Source organism: Intrasporangium sp. (genome assembly GCF_032907665.1).
GTDB lineage: Bacteria > Actinomycetota > Actinomycetes > Actinomycetales > Dermatophilaceae > Intrasporangium.
Map to the genome: position 1 here is coordinate 36934 of NZ_JAJJPG010000004.1, position 21018 is coordinate 57951.

Consider the following 21018-nt stretch of genomic DNA (forward strand, 5'->3'; position numbering starts at 1 on the left):
TGAGGAGGGGGTGAGAAGAGCGATCGTGCGGGTAGGACACCTGCCGTGAGCGGGTCGGTCGGGCGAGGAGGAGGGGGTCGGGACACAGCCCTAGCAGACGCTGCGCCCGGCAGGCAAATATCACTGTACGGCTTGACGTGGGGTGCATGACACGCTTGTAATTTCATTGTTGTACTTGTCGGCTGGCCCGCCTTAGGCCAGTCCTGAGGGGGGAGCAACCGACAAGGGACGCAACAAAGGCAGTGCTGACAGAGGAAGTCAGGGTCGAGGAGGGGTCATGCACGAGCTGGTATTGGTGATGTCGGATGTGGGTGGACAGGAGGGCGAGCTCTCCTGGCAGGAGCGGTCGCTCTGCGCCCAGACCGACCCAGAGGCGTTCTTCCCGGAGAAGGGAGGCTCCACACGCGAGGCCAAGAAGGTCTGCGTGGGGTGCGAGGTGCGTGCCGAGTGCCTCGAGTACGCCCTGGCCAACGATGAGAGATTCGGCATCTGGGGCGGCCTCTCCGAGCGGGAGCGTCGCAAGCTGAAGAAGCGCGCGGTCTGAGCATGCGGTCCGAGCCCGGGGCCCGCACGGCACCCGGGTGGAGGAGCACGCTGTGCCCGACGAGCTGAGCCAAGGCAACACACCACCCGCCGGCGCCGGGGCTGCCGCATCGTCCTCTCCCCCCTCCACGGGACGATCGGCCCCCGCCGTGGGCGCGCTGGTCAGCGCCGTGCTCGTCGTGCGCAACGGCGCCCGCTGGCTTGCGGAGTGTCTGGACGGGATCGCCGCCCAGACGGTTCCCCCAGCCCGCCTCATGATCATCGACCTCGCGAGCACGGACACGTCGGCAGCGATCGCGCAGGCCCACTCCCGAGTGCGACGGGCCGTCGCCGACGTGCGGATCCACCGCATGGACCACGCGGTCCCGATCGGCCGGGCCATCGACGCCGCCGTCGACCTGCTCGGAGAACCGGTTGGCGTCATCCACACCGCGGAGAGCGACACCCCGCGCGGGGGTGCGCCGCCCGAGTGGATCTGGGTGCTGCACGACAACTGTGCACCGGGGCCGGCCACGCTCGCGCGCCTGCTCGCGGCCGTTCGCAAGTCGCCCTCGGTCGGCATCGCGGGTCCGAAGGTCGTCGACTGGGACGACTCGCGACGCCTCGTGTCTCTCGGGATCCAGGTCACCAGGTCGGGTCGACGCATCGCCTCGCCTCTCCCGGGAGAGGCCGATCAGGGCCAGCACGACCGGCGGACGGATGTGCTCGCTGTCAGCACGTGCGGCATGCTCCTGCGGCGCGACGTCCATGCAGACCTCGCCGGATTCGACCCTGCCTTCGAGGACGCCGGAGCCGAGCTCGACCTCGGTTGGCGGGCCCAGCTGGCCGGACACCGCGTCATCGTCGTCCCGGAGGCAGCGGTGCGAGCCTCGTCGGCAGACGGGGACCGCGATCCGGCGACGCCGACCCTGTCCGCCGACGCCGACGGGCGGACCAGGCGGGCGGCACGTCAGGTGGCCCTGGCCCGGTGCTCGTGGCTCGCCCTGCCCTTCCTGGCCCTGTGGATCGCGGTGTCGGCGGTGGGCGCCGCCCTCTTGCTGCTCGTCGCCAAGCGCCCCCGTGCCGCCTGGCGCGAGCTCGGAGACGTCGCGGCGCTCCTCCGGCCGGCCGCCGTCCTGGGGGCGAGGTGGCGCGGTCGTCGCACCCGACGACTGCGACGCAGCGACCTCAGCACCCTCTTCGTCTCGCCCACGGCTGCGGCCCGTTCCACGCTCGATCACATCCAGGACGTCATCACCCCGGAGCGCACCCGGGCCGCGCGCGAGGCAGCGCCGACGACAGAGACCGGTCCCACCTCGGACGAGGCCGAGGCCCTCGGCGCGCTCCCGCCGGCCCTACCCCAGCGCATCGCCACCCATCCCGGCTTCCTGGCGGTGGTGACGATGCTCGTGATGACCGCAGCGGCCTGGCGCGACGCGATCCGGGACGGGGCCCTGTCACCGACGCGCACGGGTGTCGCCGGCGGCGAGCTCCGGCCCGTGGCGACCGACTCCTCCGGCCTGTGGCACGCCTTCCGGGACTCGTGGCACGGTTCAGGGCTCGGCTCGAGCGCGGAGCCGAGCCCACACCTCGCCGTCCTGTCCGGGCTGACCTGGGTGGCTGAGCTCCTCCCAGGAGTCTCGGACAGCCGGTCCAGTGCGGGCCTCACGGCGGCCTGGCTGCTCTTCCTCGCGCCCATTCTGTCGGTCGGATCCGCCTACCTCGCAGCGCGCGTCGTCCCGGCGGGGCCCGTGGCGCGGGCCGTGATCGCGCTGGCCTGGGGAGCCTCGACGGTCGTCACCACGGCGGTCAGCGACGGACGGCTCACGGCGGCACTCGGACACGTGCTCCTGCCATTCGTCCTGGCCGGCTACGCCCTGGCGGCTCGACGGCACGGCACCTTCACCGCCACGTTCGCCACGGCGCTGGCCACGGGTCTGCTCGGAGCCTTCGTTCCCCCGCTCCTCGCCGTGTCGTCGATCGCGGCCCTGGGCCTGCTGCTGCTGGGGCCGGGCTCCCGGCGCCTGCGGGCGCTGGTCCTCCTGCTCGTCCCGCCGGCTCTCCTCGGGACGTGGGTGGGGACCGTCGTCGAGGACTGGCGGCACCTGCTCTCGGGGCCGGGCCTCGTCTCGACCGCGGAGGCCCCTGAGCCGTGGCGGCTCGTGCTCGGACAGGCAGAGACCCTGGCCGCGCGGTCCACGACGTCGGCGGGTGAGGCGCTGGCCGCAGTCGCTGAGCGACCGGTGGTGGCTTTGTGGGCTGCCGGACCGCTCGTCATGCTCGGACTGCTGGGCTATGCCGTGCGACGCAGGAACCGGGCCGAGGGTGTCGGCCTCGCCGTCGCAGGCGGCCTGGGCCTCGTCGGCCTCGCTGCGGCCCTCACTTCGGGGCGCGTCGTGCTCGGGTCGGCCGAGACCGGCGTCGGAGTCTCGGAGACCGCCTACCCGTGGTCAGGTATCGGACTGGAGCTCTGGACGGCCAGCCTGCTCGTCGGCCTGCTCGTCGGCAGCCGCGTGGTCGTCGAAGGGCCGGACCGGCGCCCTCAGCCGGCCGGGGCACGCGGGTGGCACGCCGTCGGCCGCTGGTCCCTCGCCGGACTCGTCGTGGTGCCCGTCCTCGTCCTCGTCGGGACGTGGGGCGTCTCCGGCGCGAGCCGCACCCTGACGGTCGGCGAGGCCACCCTGCCAGCCGTGGCGGTCGAGCAGTCCCACGACCCCCTGAACAATCGACTGCTCCTGCTGAGACCCTCAGCCGAGGTCGTGGACTTCGTGCTGAGCGGTCGGGAGCCCGGTGACCTGCTCCGGGATCTCGACCGCACAGTGAGCGCCGACGACCGACCCCTGGTGGACGCCGTGGCCCGCCTCGTCGGCGGGAGGTCCGCCGACCAGCTCGACGCGTCCGAGCTCGCGGATTGGGCGATCGGTTTCGTCCAGGTCCGCGCCGACAGCGCCGCTCCACTGGTTCGCCGACTCGACGCGACGCAGGGGCTCACCCGCCTCGGCGCAAGCGAGCACGGGATCCTGTGGAAGGTGCTACCACCGCCCGTCGCTCCCGGAGGCATATCACCCGCAGCTCCTTCCAGACTGCGCATCGTCGACGGCGAAGGCCGCCTGGTCGCCGCCGTGCCGACCAACGGACCGCACGGCGCAGCCGACGAGTCGATCCCGCCGGCACCTGATCCCGCGTCAGGTCCCAGGCGCCTCGTGGTTGCCGAGCCAGCAGAGTGGTCGCAGCACGCTGTCGTGCTCCTCGACGGCCGCAGGCTCGAACCGGTGACCGGACAGCCGCAGCCGGTTTATGACCTGCCGCCGGCCGGGGGCCAGCTCCGGGTCGACCTTGCGGCCGCCCAACCGTGGTGGCGCCTCGCACAGGGCCTCGTCCTGGCTGTCGTCGTCTTCATGGCCCTGCCCTTCGGCAACCGCCGGTCGAGGAGGCCGCAACCATGAACGAGTCCCGTCAGCGCCCCAGCCCCGCACCCGCCCCTCGCCCCCGTCGGCCCTGGGACCGCCGAGGACTGATCCGTGCCTCACTCATCACCGTGGCTGCGGCGGGGCTCGCGCTCGGGGCAACCGGGGTCGACGGCACGCTCCAGCTGGCCGCGCCGACCGAGCGAGCCGGGCTGCCGCAGTCGTCGGACGTGCTCATCGAGTCCGCGGCGCTGGTGTGCCCCGGTCAGCAACGGGTCGGGACCCAGGGCATGCGGGACGTCAGCGGCGACGTTCAGGTGGCTGCCGGAGCAGCCCCGAAATCCGTGATCGTCGGGCTCCCGACGACGGCGCCCCCCGCAACCGGCACGGGCGCAGCCCCGGGGCGCGTGTCCCTTCTCGACCCCAGTGGCAGATCCGTGGCCTCGACCGACCAGCGTTTCGATCCCGTGGTCGCGCCGATCGAGAAGGATGCCTTCGTCCTCGTCAGGGCCGAAGGCGACCTCGCGCCCGGCGTGGTCGCCACACAGAGCTGGCTGCGCCTGTCCGACGATGACCGCGGTCTGGCGGTGACACCATGCCTCGAGCCGTCGGCTGACGTCTGGCTCCTCGGGGGTGGAGGGGGGCCGTCACGGACCGAGCGAGTCGTCATGACCAACCCCGGCGCCAACGCCGTGAGCGTCCGTCTGGAGATCTTCGGGGCCGAGGGCCCCGTCGACACCTCCGATCGCGGGGCGGTCTCGATCCCGCCGCAGTCCCGCGTCTCCCTGTCTCTCGATGCGCTCGCCCCCGAGGAGCCCCGGCCGGCAGTCCACGTGGTGGCGACCGGCGGGGTCGTCGCTGCGGTGCTCAACGACGCCTGGGTCGACGGGGCCACGGCGCGAGGAGTCGACGACGCGACCGCGGCCGCGGTCCCCGCAGAGGACCTCGTCGTGGCCGGCGTCGACGCGGCTGCGGCAGGCCAGGGGGAGACCACCCTGCGTCTCGTGAACCCGGGCTCGACCGAGGCGGTGGCTCGCGTCAGCGTTCTGACGCCGGGCGGCCCGGTGCAACCGGCGGGACTGCGGGCCGTGCGGGTCGGCGCAGGTGCGACGTTGGACGTTCCCCTGGCGCTGGCTCCGGGCTCCAACGGCCTGCACATCACATCGGACGGGGCCATCACGGCGGCCGTTCTCGTCGACCGGAGACAGGCGAGGGAGACGGATCGGGAGGGCGACTTCGGGTGGACGCCTGCCCTGCCGCCCCTCGTGGGCACCGGCGGCATCGTCCTGGCCGGTCCCACGCGGCCCGGCACGACACGAACGCTCCACCTCGCCGCTGGCTCGACCGGCGGCAACGTCACGACGACCGTCGGAAGCGGCGACTCGGAGCGCACGGTCACGACGACGGTTGCTCCCGGGAGCACGGCGAGCGTCCCCCTCGCGGATGCGGACCGGGTGTGGCTGTCGACCACTGCACGGGACATCAGGGCCGTCGTGACGACCGGCTTCGACGACCGCGGCGTGCCCTACTACGGCATCGTGCCCATCCGGAGCGCACCGACCACCGAGACCGCGGTTCCGGTGCGCCAGGTCACGAGCTGACGCGCGTGCGCGCATGCGGCACGCGGGGCGGGCCTCACTCGCCGAAGCCGGGATCCAGCTCCTCGGGCGAGACACCGAGCAGTCCAGCGACCTGCTCGGTGACGATGTCCGCCACGAGCGCCGCCACGTCGCGTGGGTCGGACACGCGCGTCTCGACCGGACGCCGATAGACGACGATGCGCGCCGGGCGGCTGCCCGTCGCGGGGTAGAGCCGCCCCAGTGGGACCTCCCGGTGCTCCCAGGGGGCGGGGCCGCGAGGGACGTCCTCGACGGCGAACTCGACCGCGGGAAAGGCTCGTCCCCAGGTGGCCTCGAGGCGGGCCGCCGCGTCGAGAACGAAGTCGTCGAAGCGGTCGCGTCGGCTCGTCATCGCCGGCACCGGCGGCCACGCCATTGGACCTCGAGCCCCGCGGCCGTGCCGGTCGCGGCGGCGCGACCGCGCGGTCTGGCCCGGGACGTGCCGGTGGCTGGTGCTCACATCCCCACTCTAGATCGGCGATCACGGCGTGGTGTGTCGTCTCGACTCCGCGGGCCGACTAGAGTCCACGCTCGTGGGTCTCACACGAGGTTGCTCGAAGACCGGATGCGCTCGCCCGGCGGTCGCCACCCTGACCTACGCCTACGCCGACCGGGCCATCGTGCTCGGTCCCCTCGCGACCTACGCGGAACCACACACCTACGACCTGTGCCGCGACCACGCCGAGCGTCTCACGGCCCCCAGGGGCTGGGACGTCGTCCGGGTCGGAGGGGAGTTCTCCGAGCCGGTGCTCGCGGCAGATGACCTGCTCGCCCTCGCCGACGCCGTGCGGGAGGCTGGTCGGCCGGGATCGCGACGCGGGTCCACCCGGGCAGCCGGCACCGGGACTGCCGGGGCGGGGTCGCCGGACACCGCGACCCCGCGGGGGCAGGCCAGCGCGGAGGCAGGGTCCGGGGTCGTCGAGTCCCGGCGGAGAGGCCACCTGCGCATGCTCAAGGACTCGTGACGACTAAGGTCGTCGACGTGCCCGTGCTCACCGACTTCGTCAAGGCCTACGACGTCCGGGGTCTCGTCCCCGAGCAGCTCTCCGCGGACGTGGCTCGCGCCCTCGGCAGCGCCTTCGCGGAGGTCATCGTCATCCCGGACGAGAAGAGTGGCGTCGTCGTCGGGCACGACATGCGCCCGAGCTCGCCCCAGCTTTCCGCCGCCTTCGCGGAGGGGATCACCGCCCGTGGAGTCGACGTCATCCTCATCGGGCTCTGCTCGACCGATGGGCTCTACTACGCGAGCGGGGCGCTCGACCTACCGGGGGCGATGTTCACGGCCAGCCACAACCCGGCCCGCTACAACGGGATCAAGTTCTGCCGCTCCGCGGCTCGACCCGTCGGCCAGGACACGGGTCTGGCCGAGCTCCGCGATCTCGCCCAGTGGCTCCTCGACGGGCGGGCGGGCCTCCCGGCGCCGCGGACCGCGACCGGCACGGTCGAGGTGCGCGACCTGCTCTCCGACTACAGCGCGTTCCTCCGGGACCTGGTGGACCTGCGCGGCTCCCGCCCGCTCAAGGTCGTCGTCGATGCCGGCAACGGCATGGGCGGCCTGACCGTGCCCGCCGTCCTCGGCACGGCCGCGGGACTGCCGCCGCTCCCGCTCGAGATCGTCCCCCTCTACTTCGAGCTCGACGGCACTTTCCCCAACCACGAGGCCAACCCGCTCGACCCGGCGAATCTTGTCGACCTGCAGGAGGCCGTGCGTGAGCACCGAGCCGACATGGGGCTGGCCTTCGACGGCGACGCCGACCGCTGCTTCGTCGTCGACGCCGAGGGGAGAGCCGTCTCCCCGAGCGCGATCACGGGTCTGGTGGCGGCACGGGAGATCAGCAGGGCCCGGGCTGCCGGCGAGAACGACATCGTCGTGGTCCACAACGTCATCTCGAGCGCCGCCGTCCCGCAGGTGGTGCGGGAGCACGGCGCGACGCCGATCCGGACTCGGGTCGGGCACTCCTTCATCAAGGCGGAGATGGCCCGGACGGGCGCCGTCTTCGGGGGCGAGCACTCGGCGCACTACTACTTCAGGGACTTCTGGTTCGCCGACACCGGGATGCTCGCAGCACTGCACGTCCTCGCGGCTCTCGGCGAGCAGGACCGACCTCTTGCCGAGATCGCGCGCGACTTCGAGCGATACGTCTCCTCCGGTGAGCTGAACTCGACCGTCGAGGACCAGTCCGCGGTCGTCGAGCAGGTCCGCGCCTGGGCCGCGAGACAGGACGCCGGCATCGACGAGCTCGACGGGCTCACGGTGACCGCCCCGGCGGGCGCCGAGCTGTGGTGGTTCAACGTGCGCGCGTCCAACACGGAACCGCTGCTGCGGCTCAATGTCGAGGCGGCCGATCATGAGACGATGACCCGGATCCGCGACGAGGTCCTCGCGCTCATCCGAGCCGGCGCGGCCGACTCACCCGAGGACCAGGAGGAGCGTCCCGAATGAACAACGAGACCATCGAACCGTGGCTGCGGGAGATCCTGCGCTGCCCCCGATGCAAGGGCGAGCTGACGGACGAGGAGGGTGCCCAGGGGCCTGAGCTGCAGTGCTCGGCGTGCCGGCTCGCCTATCCCATCGAGGACGGCGTTCCCGTCCTGCTCGTCGATCTCGCCCGGCAGACCAAGGCCTGAGCCCGCGTGTTCGACGAGGCCCGGCTCGACGACGTCGAGGGACTCGAACGCCTCGACACGCGCGACACGCTGCGCTCCCTGGCGAGCTCGGGCGCCAGCGTCCGGCGAGCCCTCCAGCTGTCGGCGGACGCCGGCCTCGAGCGGCTCTCGGGCCTCGAGCCGCGGGGGGTCGTGGTCGCGGCCGCCGGTGGCTCTGCCGGCGTGGCGGAGCTCTTCGAGGCAGTCGCCAGGAGCGGTGGGGCGATACCCGTGCAGAGCTGCACGAGCATGCCGCTACCCGGGTGGGTGGGGGCCATCGACCTCGTCATCGCGGTGTCCCAGTCCGGCCGTGCCGCAGGACCCTTGGCGCTCGCGGCCGAGGCGGCACGTCGCGGCGCCATGCTCTTGACCATCGGCGCGCCCGACTCGCCGCTGGCCGAGCTCAGCGCCCGGTCGCGCGGGATCCACGTTCCCCTTGCCATGCCCGAGTCCTCGTCGCGGACCGCGATGTGGGCCCACGCCACCCCGCTGCTCCTCGCGGCCGACGCCCTCGGGCTGGCCACCATCTCCGCGTCCACGGTCCAGGCTCTCGCTGATGTGCTCGACGAGCGGGCAGAGGAGGCAGGCCCGTCCGTGGCTGCCGTCGAGAACCCCGCGAAGACCTTGGCCACCGATATCGCGGAGTCGTCGGCCATCGTGCTCGGCTCGGGTCCTCTCGGCGCCGTGGCGGCCGGCCGGGCCGTCGCGATGTTCGGGCGCACCGGGAGGGTGCCGGTCGCCTCAGGCGTGCTCCCCGATGCAGCGAGCCAGATCGTGGCGTGTTTCGATGGCCCCCTCGCCGGGGGCGAGTCGACCGGGCAGGACGACATCTTCGCCGACCCCTACCTCGACGGACCTCGGCGTCCACCTCTTCGACTCGTCATGCTCCGGCACGCGTCGGAGGCGGGAACCGACCTGCAGATCCTGGGCGACACGGTCGTCGCGGCCGCGGAGGACGCCGGGGTGCGCGTGTCCCTCGTCGACGCGGTCTCCGACGACCCACTGCTGCGCGTCGCCTCACATGTCGCCACCACCGACTTCGCAGCCACCTACCTCGCATTCGGCCAGGGCTTCGACCCCGCGACCTCGCCGCACGTCAGACTGCTGCGCGACGCGCGAACCGGTTGACGGTCGCGCCACCCTACGATGTAGCCCATGGCAGGTGGACTGGTCGCGCTCCTCGACGACATCGCGGCCCTCGTGAAACTTGCGGCGGCCTCGGTCGACGATGTTGGTGCGGCAGCGGCCCGCGCCAGTGCGAAGGCGACCGGCGTCGTGATCGACGACACCGCCGTGACGCCGCGCTACGTCCAGGGCCTCGACCCCGAGCGTGAGCTGCCGATCATCAAGCGGATCGCCATCGGCTCCCTGCGCAACAAGCTGCTCGTCATCCTTCCGGTCATCATGCTGCTCAGCGAGTTCCTGCCCTGGCTGCTGACCCCGATCCTCATGGTCGGCGGGGCCTACCTCGCCTACGAGGGGACCGAGAAGATCTGGGAGGCCGTATCGGGCCACCACGAGGCCGAGGTCCCGGTCGCCGTCGACGCGTCCCAGGAGGACACCGTGGTCTCCGGCGCGATCCGCACCGACTTCATCCTGTCGGCCGAGATCATGGTCATCGCCCTCAACGAGATCGCCGACGAGGCGTTCGTCTCACGACTCGTCATCCTCGTCGTCGTCGCACTGCTCATCACCGGACTCGTCTACGGCGTCGTCGGCCTCATCGTCAAGATGGACGACATCGGCCTCCGGCTCGCCCAGCGCACCTCATCAACCTCCCAGACGGTCGGTCGCGCCCTCGTCAAGGGGATGCCGGTCCTGCTTCGCCTCCTCTCGACGGTCGGCATCGTCGCCATGCTGTGGGTCGGTGGCCACATCCTCCTCGTCGGCATCGACGAGCTGGGCTGGCACGCGCTCTACGACGTCGTCCACCACCTCGAGGAGGCTGTCCAGGGAGTGGCCGGACTGGGTGGGGCCCTGGCCTGGGTCGTCAACACGATCGCGTCGGCCCTTCTCGGCCTCGTGGTCGGCGCCATCATCGTCGCGGTCATGCACGTCATCCCCAGACGGCGTGGGGCCGACGTGCGGAGCGAGGCCGACGCGCACTGACGTAGAATCGAGCACTCCGGCGTGGGTGACGACCCGCGAGACCCAGAGGGGCGCGCCGGGTCTGCACACCCATTCGAGGAGATCTTCCATGTCCTTTGACCACAAGGTGGCCGACCTCAGCCTCGCCACCGCTGGCCGGCACCAGCTGCGCCTCGCGGAGCACGAGATGCCGGGGCTGATGGCCCTCCGGGCGGAGTACGCCGACAGCCAGCCCCTCAAGGGAGCCCGGATCGCCGGGTCCCTCCACATGACCGTCCAGACCGCGGTGCTCATCGAGACGCTCACCGCCCTGGGAGCCGAGGTCCGCTGGGCCTCGTGCAACATCTTCTCCACGCAGGACGAGGCGGCCGCGGCGGTCGTCGTGGGCCCGGATGGCACGCCGGAGGACCCCAGGGGCGTCCCCGTCTTCGCCTGGAAGGGCGAGACGCTGCCGGAGTACTGGTGGTGCACCGAGCAGATCCTCACCTGGCCGGCGACTGACGGTGGTGAGGTCAGCGGGCCGAACATGATCCTCGACGACGGCGGCGACGCCACGATGCTCGTCCACAAGGGGGTCGAGTGGGAGGCAGCGGGCCAGGTGCCCGCGACGACCGATGAGGACTCCGAGGAGTTCGCGGTCTTCAAAGAGCTGCTCCGCCAGAGTCTCGCCACCGAGCCGCAGAAGTGGACCCGGGTCGCCGCCGGCATCAAGGGAGTGACGGAGGAGACGACGACGGGCGTGCACCGCCTCTACCAGCTCGCCGAGACCGGCGACCTGCTCTTCCCTGCCATCAACGTCAACGACTCGGTGACCAAGAGCAAGTTCGACAACAAGTACGGCTGCCGCCACTCGCTCATCGATGGCCTCAACCGGGCCACGGACGTGCTCATCGGCGGGAAGACCGCCGTCGTCTGCGGCTTCGGCGACGTGGGCAAGGGTTGCGCCGAGTCCCTCGCCGGTCAGGGCGCCCGTGTCATCGTCACGGAGATCGACCCGATCTGCGCGCTGCAGGCGGCCATGGAGGGTTACCAGGTCGCCCGGCTCGAGGACGTCGTCGACCAGGCGGACATCTTCATCACCGCGACCGGCTGCTACGACGTCATCACGGCCGAGCACATGCAGCAGATGAAGAACAAGGCGATCGTGGCCAACATCGGCCACTTCGACAACGAGATCGACATGGCCGGCCTCGCACGGGTCCCCGGCGTCACGAAGACCGAGATCAAGCCGCAGGTCCACGAGTGGAGCTTCGCCCCGGCGGACGGCGAGGCGGAGAAGTCCATCATCGTGCTGTCCGAGGGCCGGCTGATGAACCTCGGCAACGCGACGGGGCACCCCTCGTTCGTCATGAGCAACTCGTTCTCCAACCAGACGATCGCCCAGATCGAGCTGTTCACCAAGAACGACGACTACACCAAGCAGGTCCACACCCTGCCGAAGGCCCTCGACGAGAAGGTTGCCCGCCTGCACCTCGATGCCCTCGGCGTTCGCCTCACCGAGCTGACGAAGGGCCAGGCCGAGTACCTCGGGCTCGACGTGGCAGGCCCGTTCAAGCCCGACCACTACCGCTACTGACCGCAACAGGCCAGTCCACCCACAGCCGCCCACGATGACGTATGCCGCTGAGCCCCCCAGCCCAGCGGCATACGTCCCGCTGTGGTTGGGTGGGTCCCGACGCGACGGCGCCGCGACGGGCGGTGGCGGGTGACACATGCCGGCCGGCCCGGCCACGGCACGACGATGGGCACCGGGGACGGGACCGACGAAGGGGTGACCCGGGGTGGGTGACCAGGGAAGGTGGCGAAGCAGATGGGACACGGCAGGTGAGGGTGTAGTGAGCAGGTTCATGAGCGGTGCGGTCGCACTCGGGCTCACCGTGTCCCTCGGTGCGTGCTCGACGCTCGAGGAGGCCCTCAGCAGCCCCGGCCCCGCGATGTCTGCCCCTGCGGGCGCGGCGAGCACCCGGCCGACGACCCCGACCCCCACGGTGACGCCCACGCCGACCGAGCCCGCCATCGACCAGTCCACACCGGAGGCCGCGATGGAGTCCTGGCTCTCCGCCCTCGTCGCGGGCGAGGGAGAGACGGTCTGCGCCCTCATGGCCGCGGATGGTCGTCCGGTGGGTGATCTCAAGGGGGCGGCCCCCGCGTGCGGCGAGGCGCTGACCCCCCTGCTCTCCTCGCTCACGGAGCTCAAGGACATGTTCGACGGCGTCAGCATCGCGGGCGCCACCGTCGTCGACGACCTCGCCACGTTCGAGGCGGCCACGACCAAGCCGGCCCTCGCGGCCCAGGTCATCCACCGGTTCAAGGCGGTCCAGATCAAGGACAAGTGGTTCGTGACCGAATGACCGGACCGCGTCGTCGCACCACCCCAGGCACCGCCCACGTCCACCACCCGCGCGGGGGACGGGGCTCCCCGAGGCGACCGCACGTCAGCTCTGCTGTGTGATGATGTGGCCATGACGTGCGGCGCCGCCGGGTGCCGTGAAGGGAGAAGACGTGAAGGGTCGGGTTCTGGTCGTCGACGATGACCTCGCGCTCGCCGAGATGTTGGGCATCGTGCTACGCAACGAAGGTCTCGAGGTCACCCACGTGGCCGACGGGACCGAGGCGGTCCCCGCCTTCCGCGAGACACGCCCCGACCTCGTCCTGCTCGACGTCATGCTCCCGGGGCTCGATGGCATGGAGGTGTGCCGCCGCATCCGCGCGGAGAGCGGGGTGCCGATCGTCATGCTCACAGCCCGCACCGACACTGTCGACGTCGTCGTCGGACTCGAGTCCGGTGCGGACGACTACGTCGTCAAGCCGTTCAAGCCGCAGGAGCTCATCGCGCGGGTTCGCGCCCGGCTGCGTCGCGGCGACGAGCCGGCACCGGAGAAGCTGACGATCGGCGACCTCGACATCGACGTCGCCGGACACTCGGTCAAGCGGGACGGCACGGCGCTGTCCCTGACGCCTCTCGAGTTCGACCTGCTCGTGGCGCTCGCACGCAAGCCGTGGCAGGTCTTCACCCGTGAGGTCCTGCTCGAGCAGGTGTGGGGCTACCGGCACGCGGGTGACACTCGCCTGGTCAATGTCCATGTGCAGCGGCTCCGTTCGAAGATCGAGCACGATCCCGAGCACCCCGAGATCGTCGTCACCGTCCGCGGAGTGGGCTACAAGGCCGGTCCATCCTGAGGGTGACCTTCGGCCCTGCGCGACGGACCGAGCGGCGACGTGAGAGGTGACCCGTGCGAGGATCGATGGACCCGAACGGTGCACACGAGCGGCGGACATGAGTGACTGACATGGGCGAGACCACCGGGATCCCGGGCTCCCGGGGCACCAAGGAGCGGCTGGGCCCCCGGATGAGGGAGCTGTGGCAGCGGCCACTTCACCTCTGGCGCGCCTCGCTCGGCTTCCGGGTCGTCGTCACGACCATGCTGCTCGGCATCCTCGTGCTCACCGCGGTGGGGACCTATCTCTACGGGTCCATCGCCCAGGGCCTCGTCGACGGGCGACAGCGCATCGCGGCGCTCGACTCGCAACGCGACGCGAAGGACACCCAGAACTACTTCCAGTACACCGACAAGGTGGCCTCCACGGCAGACGTCAGCCAGACGGCGACCGACCAGATCCGGTCCCTGGAGCGCGACAGCGGCACCGAGGTCCGCTACGTCGTGCTCGCCCGGCTCGAGACGAACGACAACCCCAACATCATCGGTCCGATCGAGAGCGGCTCGGTGGGTGCGCGGTTCATCCCTGCCGAGCTGTCACGGGCCGTGGCGGAGAACCCCGACCGCCAGCAGGTCCAGATCGCCACGGTCGAGCAGGGCGACAACGCGGTCTCCGCACTCATCGTCGGGCAGCAGGTCGCGCTGCCGGTGGTCGGCCCCTACGGCCTCTACTTCATCTATCCCATGCAGCGCGAGCGCGACATCATCAATCTCGTCGGCCGCACCTTCCTCTTCGGTGGTATCGCCCTCATCCTGCTCGTCGGGGCCATCGCCTTCGTCGTGACCCGGCTCGTCGCCGATCCGGTGCGACGCGCGGCCATCGTTGCCGAGCGATTCGCGGACGGCAACCTCAACGAGCGGATGCGCGCCCGGGGGGAGGACGACCTGGCCCGGCTCGGCAACTCCTTCAATGCCATGGCGGCCTCGCTCCAGCAGCAGATCGCGCAGCTCGAGAACCTCTCGCGGGTCCAGCAGCGCTTCGTCTCCGATGTGTCTCACGAGCTGCGCACCCCGTTGACGACAATCCGGATGGCGGCAGAGCTCATCCACGACTCACGCGGTCACTTCGACCCGACCGTCTCACGCTCGGCCGAGCTGCTCATGGGCGAGCTGGACCGCTTCGAGTCCTTGCTCACGGACCTGCTCGAGATCTCGCGCTTCGATGCTGGAGCGGCCGTCCTCGAGATCGAGGCCAACGACCTGCGGGGGTGTGTCGAGCGGGCGGTCGATGCGCACCGCGCCCTGGCCCAGCGCAAGGGCACCGAGCTGGTCGTCCACGACCCGGGCGAGCCGGTCGTCGCGGAGATGGACTCACGCCGGATCGAGCGGGTCCTGCGCAACCTCGTCGCCAACGCGATCGAGCACGGCGAGGGACGCCCGGTCGAGGTGACACTGGCTGCCAACGACTCGGCGGCTGCAGTCAGCATCAGGGACCACGGTGTCGGCCTGCGTCCCGGTGAGGCAGCGCTCGTGTTCACCCGTTTCTGGCGTGCCGATCCGGCCCGAGCCCGGACGACCGGCGGCACCGGTCTGGGGTTGGCCATCTCCCTCGAGGACGCCCGACTCCACTCCGGCCGGCTCGAGGCGTGGGGGGCCCCAGGAGAGGGCTCCTGCTTCCGGCTGACCCTGCCCCGCCATGCGGGCGCGACCATCACGAGCTCCCCGCTGCCGTTGAGCCCGCTTGCCAGGGAGCCCGAGCCCGAACCGCCCGGACCGGGCGGCCGGGTCGGGAACGGCGGCGACGGTTCCTTGCGGGGTTCGCCCGACGACACCGTCAAGCTCCGCCGGATCAGCCGGCCCGCACCGCCCACCGGGACGCAGGCCGGCGCGTCCGGAGGGGGGCCAGCAGCCGGGTCTGCCGCCACCTCGCCCACCCGCGCCGAGGTGTCGGGGTCCTCGGAGGGATCGTCATGAGGCGCAACGTGCTGCGACGGGTGCGCGCGGCCCTGGCCGGCCTGGTCGTGGCCGGAGCGGTCGGCGCCTGCGCCGGACTCCCCGAGACCAGCCCGGTCACCGAGGGGCGCCGCCTCGACGAGCCCATCAACGAGCCGCAGATTCGCGTCGCGGCGCAGGGGCCGGTTCCCGGAGCCACACCGGAGCAGATCGTGCGGGGCTTCATCCGCGCCGGCGAGGACGAGAGCGAGACCCACGACACGGCCAAGGTCTACCTCAGCCATGCCTCGGTCGACCTGTGGCGCTGGGCGGCCAAGGAGACGGTGATCTACAACCGCGCCAGCGACCTTCGCATCGAGCGCACCGGCGACTCGACGATCCAGGTCAGCGTGGCACCGGTCGGCATCCTCGCCACGAACGGCCGCTATCACGACGTGCCACCGGGGCAGGTCATCCGCACGACGTTCGGCCTGACCCAGGTCGCGGGGGAGTGGCGCCTCGAGCTCCCGGAGGACGGCTTCGGCCTCTGGCTCGAGGCCAGCGCCTTCGACAACCTCTACGTGGCCGCGCCGGTCCACTACGTCACGCCGTCGGGACGTGAGCTGGTCCCGGACACTCGCTGGTTCCCGAAGGGCACTCGCCTCGCCACGAGCCTCGCCCGTGCGCAGCTCGAGCCGGTGCCTCCCCACTTGGCGGGCGCCGTGATCACCGGCTTCCCGGCCTCGACCCGTCTGGCCGTCAACTCGGTCCCGGTCGAGTCCGGACATGCCCAGGTGAACCTCAATGACGCTGCCCGAGCCGCGGGACTGGAGGAGCGGCGCGCCATGTGGGCCCAGCTCTCGGCCACGCTGGCGAGAGCGTTCGTCTCCTCGATCTCGATCTCGGTCGAGGGCACCGAGTTCGAGCTCGCCGGCCTCGGGACGACCCTGTCGAGTCCGCAGGAAGTGGGCTACGGGTTCACCCCCGCCCCGGTCTTCGACTCCGCCCTGATCCGGAACGGCGAGACCTTCAAGCGGATCGACCCGACCTTCATCCCCGATGACCTGCCGGCGCAGGACCGTCGCCGGGATGGTAGCCAGTCCCTGGCCCCGGACGACCCGGACGAGATACCGGATGGGTGGGTCCGGCTGACCCTGTCGCGGGACCAGAAGCAGGTCGCGGCGATCGGAGGCGACCTCCTGGAACTGTCCATCTGGACGGCGAAGGACGAGCCCCTGCGGTTCAAGCCAGGCTGGACCGGACTGGAGCGGCCGGTCTACGACCGATACCAGTACCTGTGGGTGGCAGGGGAGAAGGACGGCACCCCACGGATCTGGAGCCTCAACACTGCCGCCCTCGTGCCACCGCCCGAGCCGGCACCGGTCGAAGTGCCCTGGCTCGGCGAGGACGACGTGGTGGCCCTGACGATCTCGGCCGACGGCACCCGCGCGCTCGTCATCACCGAGGACGCCGAGACGCGCGCCACGCAGCTGTCCGTTTCCGGCGTCGTCCGGGCGCCCAACGGGCAGCCCACCGCCCTGGCCGAGCCGCTCCGCCAGGCGCAACCGCTCGCCACGATGCAGGACGTCACCTGGCTCGATCGCGAGTCCTTCGCCGTGCTCGGTCGCCTCTCCGACCGCGACGAGATCGCGCCCTGGATCGGCCACGTCGGGGCCGGCCTCGACGGGCTTCGGGTCCGTTTCGGGCAGACGGACCCGACGAGGGAGCGTCTGAGGCCGGTGCCCGGCGCTCGGACGATCACCACGGCAGGGGGGCTGCGCGGCCTCATCTGCATCACCGCCGACGGTCACGTGTTCGCCAAGGCGGGCCTGGGCTGGCGAGAGATCGCGACCGGAACGGACCTGCTCGTCCCCGGTCGGTGATCTTCCCCAACCCGCCTGGCGACCCGCAGCCATCCACAGCTCGTCGCGGACCCGTTCCCTCGCGCGGAGGGCCACGGTGGGATGGTCACGTGCGCAGCCATCTCTCCGACCTCCTCGACCTCGTGCTGCCGATCGAGTGCGCGGCGTGCGGCCGTCCGAGCGGCCCCTGGTGTCGACGGTGCTCCATCGCTCTCGACGACTCCGGCCTGCCCCCCGGAGCACGGCGTGTCGCGCCCGACCCGGTCCCGCACGGCCTTCCCGAGAGCTACGCCTGGGGTCGATACACCGGTCCGCTCCGGGTCGGCATCCGTGCCTGGAAGGACGCAGGTCGGCGAGACCTCGACCGGATCCTGTCACGCCTGCTCCGGGACGCCCTGGGCACGGCGCTCGACGAGTCCGGCTGGCCGCCCGGACCGGTGCTCGTCGTGCCGGTCCCGTCGTCGGCGCGGGCCGAGCGTCTCAGGGGCGATCGACCCCTCGAGCGGATCGCCCGACTCGCGCTCGTCGGACTCGGTGACGAACGGCGTGACACAGGCGTCCGTCCCGTCGGGCCTCTCCCAGCGCTCCGTCACCGGCGCGTCGTCGCCGACCAGGCCGCCCTCGGGGCCGCCGGCCGCCGTGCGAACCTCCACACCTCGATGGCGGTCACCGCTCGCTCGGCCCGGATCGTCGGGGGACGCAGGTGCATCCTCGTCGATGACGTGCTGACGACGGGCAGCACGCTGGCGGAAAGCGCTCGGGCCCTGCGGCAGGCCGGGGCGGTGGACGTCCGGGCAGCCGTCATCGCCGCGACCCCTCGCCGCGCGCCCGGGCATCCAGCACGAGCGGAGCGAGGTCGCCCCGCACCTGTCGTGTGACTTCCGTCGCGCCGAGCGACGCCTTCCCACGAGTGACCCGGCGAAGTACTGTCATCGAGAGAGCCCCGGTCCCGGGACGGCGTCATCCGGACGGCCGTCGACCCGGGGGCCTGATCGAGGGAAGGGGTGGTGCCGAGGTGACGCGTGGGCCTGTCCCGGGCCCCACAGCAGGATCACTGAGCGCCCCGAGCGCGATCAAGGAGGAACCGTGGAGATTGTCGTGACTGGACGCCATGTCCAGATCCCTGACCGATTCCGTGAGCTGTTGAACGAGCGCCTGGGCAAAGTACCCTCGCTCGCGCCCAAGGTGCATCGCATCGACGTCGTCGTCACGCATGAGCAGGTCGCTCGTGGTCGCGGGTCAGAGCGAGTCGAGATCACCTGTCGGGCCAAGGGGCCCGTCATCCGGGCCGAGGCTGCGCTCGACGACAAGTACGCCGCGCTCGACGCGGCGGTCGACAGGCTCATGGAACGACTTCGCAGGGTCAACGACAAGCGCCGCGTGAGCCGGGGGCGTCGCGTCCCCGAGTCGGTGGCCCAGGCCACGGCACGGATCGAGGCAGACAACGGCGCTCGGTCCCAGTCGGACGAGTCAACCCCGGAAGAGGCCGCCCCCTTCGGCGCCGTCGGCAACTCTCCCATCGAGGTCCGCGAGAAGGTCCACACGGCTGCCCCGATGTCCCTCGAGGACGCGGTCAACCAGATGGAGCTCGTCGGGCACGACTTCTTCCTGTTCCACGACATCGACACCGATCGGCCCAGCGTCGTCTACCGCCGTCGTGGCTGGAGCTACGGAGTCCTGCACCTCGAGACGGAGCCCGCCGTCGCTGCCACCGGCTGAGCATGACCCGGAGGGCGCCTGCCACTGCGGTGGGCGCCCTCCACCGTGCAGCCGAACGCCCGGGATGTCGGTGTCGCCTGACAGGATGACTCCGTGAGCCAGGCGCCCCTCGATGTCATCAGAGTCCTCATCGTCGACGACCACGCACTCTACAGGCGAGGCCTGCAGACCGTCCTGGCGACGGAGGACGGCATCGACGTCATCGGCGAGGCCGCTGACGGCAACGAGGCCGTCGACCTCGCCGAGGAGACTGTGCCCGATGTCATCGTCATGGACGTCGGCATGCCCAAGCGGGGTGGCATCGAGGCCTGCCGCGTCATCAAGCAGCGCATCCCTTCGGCAAAGATCATCATGCTCACCAGCTCTGACGACGAGGAGAACCTCTTCGAGGCAGTGCGTGCCGGGGCAAACGGCTACCTGCTCAAGGACGTTCCCCCCGAGGAGGTCGCAGCCGGGATCCGGGGCGTCTTCCACGGACAGTCCCTCATCTCCCCGATGATGGCCTCGAAGCTGCTCACCGAGTTCGCCAACATGAGCAGGCTCCCGGAGACGGCAAGCGCTCCGACTCCGGAGCTCGAGCTGCCTCGCCTCACGGAGCGAGAGCTCGGCATTCTCAGACTCGTTGCCCGCGGCAGGCTCAACCGCGAGATCGCCGGCGAGCTGTTCATCTCCGAGAACACCGTGCGCAACCACATCCGCAACATCCTCGACAAGCTCCAGATGCACTCGCGCATGGAGGCGGCGATGTATGCCGTGCGCCAGAAGCTCATCGAGCCGGGGGAGTGACGGCACGCATGCACGCCGGTCCGGTCCGCAGACTCACCCGTGCCCAGGCTCGCCGTGTGGCGATCGCGGCGCAGGGGTTCCTCGACCCGCGCCCGGCCCCCTTCGCGGCGACCATGCGCCACGTCCAGCGCGTCATCGACCGGGTCGGCGTGGTGCAGATCGACAGCGTCAACGTCCTCGCGCGGAGTCACTACCTGCCGTTCTTCTCGCGACTCGGGCCTTACGACCGGGCCATCCTCGACCGGGCGCGGGACCGGTCACCACGGCGCCTCGTCGAGTACTGGGCCCACGAGGCGAGCCTCATCCCTCCCGAGACGTGGCCCCTGCTCGATCATCGAATGCGGGTTGCCGCGGACAAGGCCTGGGGTTCGATGCGCCGGATCCTCGCCGATCGCCCGGAGCTCGTCAGCCTGGTCCAGGCCGAGGTCGAGCTGCGGGGGCCGATGACCGCCCGCGAGGTGGAGGCGGCGCTGGACCACGACCGTCCCCGCTCGACGGAGAACTGGGGGTGGAACTGGTCCGAGGTGAAGCAGGCGCTCGAGTACCTCTTCTGGGCCGGCCGGATCAGCTCGGTGGGGCGGACCGCGCAGTTCGAGCGGAGGTACGCAGCGCTCGAGACGACGCCTCCCAGACACCTCCGTGACGCGTGGCGGCAGCGACCGGGCCCGGAGGCAGACCCGGAGCGCTTCGTCGAGCTGGTCCGGATCGCGGCGCGGGCCCACGGCATCGGGACCGAGCTGTGCCTCGCCGACTACTTCCGGATCACGCGCAGCGACGCACGCCGCGCGATCGCCCGCCTCGAGGCCGACGGCGAGCTCATCCCCGTCGAGGTCCCGGGCTGGCGTCCGGCGTGGCTCCACGCCTCGGCCAGGTTGCCGCGGCGGGCTCACGTGGAGGCCCTGCTCAGCCCCTTCGACTCACTCGTCTGGCAGCGCGACCGGATCCACGCGCTCTGGGACTTCCACTACCGCCTCGAGATCTACACCCCGGCCCACAAGCGCGTGCACGGGTACTACGTCCTGCCGTTCCTCTTCGGGGACGCCCTCGTGGCACGGTGCGACCTCAAGGCAGACCGCGCCGGTGGTGTCCTGCGCTGCCATGCGGTCACGTGGGAGCCGGGTGCACCGTCGGAGGCTCGCGCGGCGCTCCACCGCAGCCTCGAGTCCATGGCGCACTGGTTGGAGCTCGACCACGTCACCATGGCCACGGAGACGTGAGAGGCCGCTCGGCGGCATACGTCCCGAATCCGGTCTGGGGAACTCACCGGGCGCGCCGGCCC

The 21018-nt window shown here is 71.3% G+C and carries 18 protein-coding genes; 17 read left to right on the plus strand and 1 reads right to left on the minus strand.

Annotation, left to right across the window (positions count from 1 at the left end):
* Positions 1-277: 277 nt before the first annotated feature.
* From LOY02_RS01225 to LOY02_RS01235, 3 genes are all read left to right on the plus strand, one after another.
* Positions 278-544 (plus strand): WhiB family transcriptional regulator, encoded by a 267-nt coding sequence (locus tag LOY02_RS01225; RefSeq protein WP_317180491.1) that lies wholly within the window; start codon positions 278-280, stop codon positions 542-544.
* A gap of 148 nt (positions 545-692) precedes the next feature.
* Positions 693-3968, plus strand: a complete 3276-nt coding sequence (locus LOY02_RS01230) for a glycosyltransferase family 2 protein (RefSeq protein WP_317180492.1) — start codon at positions 693-695, stop codon at positions 3966-3968.
* Positions 3965-5530: a DUF5719 family protein gene (locus tag LOY02_RS01235; RefSeq protein ID WP_317180493.1), complete on the plus strand. Its 1566-nt coding sequence runs from the start codon at positions 3965-3967 to the stop codon at positions 5528-5530. Before LOY02_RS01230 ends, LOY02_RS01235 begins: the two co-directional genes overlap by 4 nt.
* Positions 5531-5564: 34 nt before the next feature.
* On the opposite strand, the gene LOY02_RS01240 is transcribed toward LOY02_RS01235, so the two are convergent.
* Entirely contained in the window at positions 5565-5900 is a 336-nt protein-coding gene (locus tag LOY02_RS01240; protein WP_317180494.1) for a metallopeptidase family protein, read from the minus strand.
* Positions 5901-6081: 181 nt separating this feature from the next.
* Between LOY02_RS01240 and LOY02_RS01245 the strand changes: the two genes are divergently transcribed.
* The 14 genes from LOY02_RS01245 to LOY02_RS01310 all read left to right on the plus strand — a co-directional run bounded on the left by LOY02_RS01245 (position 6082) and on the right by LOY02_RS01310 (position 20956).
* Entirely contained in the window at positions 6082-6513 is a 432-nt protein-coding gene (locus LOY02_RS01245) for a DUF3499 domain-containing protein (protein ID WP_317180495.1), read from the plus strand.
* Positions 6510-7991 carry a phosphomannomutase/phosphoglucomutase gene (locus LOY02_RS01250; RefSeq protein WP_317180496.1) on the plus strand — a complete coding sequence of 494 codons (1482 nt, stop codon included), beginning with the start codon at positions 6510-6512 and terminating at the stop codon, positions 7989-7991. The genes LOY02_RS01245 and LOY02_RS01250 overlap by 4 nt, the downstream gene beginning before the upstream one ends.
* Positions 7988-8176, plus strand: coding sequence for a Trm112 family protein (locus LOY02_RS01255; protein WP_317180497.1), 189 nt, complete (start codon positions 7988-7990; stop codon positions 8174-8176). Before LOY02_RS01250 ends, LOY02_RS01255 begins: the two co-directional genes overlap by 4 nt.
* A 6-nt stretch (positions 8177-8182) precedes the next feature.
* Positions 8183-9322 carry an SIS domain-containing protein gene (locus LOY02_RS01260; protein WP_317180498.1) on the plus strand — a complete coding sequence of 380 codons (1140 nt, stop codon included), beginning with the start codon at positions 8183-8185 and terminating at the stop codon, positions 9320-9322.
* A 27-nt stretch (positions 9323-9349) separates the two neighbouring features.
* Positions 9350-10303, plus strand: coding sequence for a DUF808 domain-containing protein (locus tag LOY02_RS01265; RefSeq protein WP_317180499.1), 954 nt, complete (start codon positions 9350-9352; stop codon positions 10301-10303).
* A gap of 88 nt (positions 10304-10391) precedes the next feature.
* Entirely contained in the window at positions 10392-11858 is a 1467-nt protein-coding gene (gene ahcY / locus LOY02_RS01270) for an adenosylhomocysteinase (RefSeq protein ID WP_317180500.1), read from the plus strand.
* Between the two features lie 271 nt (positions 11859-12129).
* The gene (locus LOY02_RS01275; protein WP_317180501.1) at positions 12130-12633 is read left to right on the plus strand and encodes a hypothetical protein; all 504 of its coding nucleotides are present in this window, start codon (positions 12130-12132) and stop codon (positions 12631-12633) included.
* A 151-nt stretch (positions 12634-12784) separates the two neighbouring features.
* Positions 12785-13462 carry an MtrAB system response regulator MtrA gene (gene mtrA / locus LOY02_RS01280; protein ID WP_317180502.1) on the plus strand — a complete coding sequence of 226 codons (678 nt, stop codon included), beginning with the start codon at positions 12785-12787 and terminating at the stop codon, positions 13460-13462.
* A 110-nt stretch (positions 13463-13572) separates the two neighbouring features.
* Positions 13573-15414, plus strand: a complete 1842-nt coding sequence (gene mtrB / locus LOY02_RS01285; RefSeq protein ID WP_317180503.1) for an MtrAB system histidine kinase MtrB — start codon at positions 13573-13575, stop codon at positions 15412-15414.
* Entirely contained in the window at positions 15411-17255 is a 1845-nt protein-coding gene (locus tag LOY02_RS01290; protein WP_317180504.1) for an LpqB family beta-propeller domain-containing protein, read from the plus strand. Before mtrB ends, LOY02_RS01290 begins: the two co-directional genes overlap by 4 nt.
* An 89-nt stretch (positions 17256-17344) precedes the next feature.
* Positions 17345-18112 (plus strand): ComF family protein, encoded by a 768-nt coding sequence (locus tag LOY02_RS01295; protein WP_317180505.1) that lies wholly within the window; start codon positions 17345-17347, stop codon positions 18110-18112.
* A gap of 208 nt (positions 18113-18320) precedes the next feature.
* Positions 18321-18953, plus strand: a complete 633-nt coding sequence (hpf, locus tag LOY02_RS01300; RefSeq protein WP_317180506.1) for a ribosome hibernation-promoting factor, HPF/YfiA family — start codon at positions 18321-18323, stop codon at positions 18951-18953.
* A gap of 93 nt (positions 18954-19046) precedes the next feature.
* On the plus strand, positions 19047-19739 hold the full coding sequence (locus LOY02_RS01305) for a response regulator transcription factor (protein ID WP_317180507.1): 693 nt from the start codon (positions 19047-19049) through the stop codon (positions 19737-19739).
* A gap of 8 nt (positions 19740-19747) precedes the next feature.
* A complete protein-coding gene (locus LOY02_RS01310; protein WP_317180529.1) occupies positions 19748-20956 on the plus strand; it encodes a winged helix-turn-helix domain-containing protein in 1209 nt (402 codons plus the stop codon).
* Positions 20957-21018: the final 62 nt, after the last annotated feature.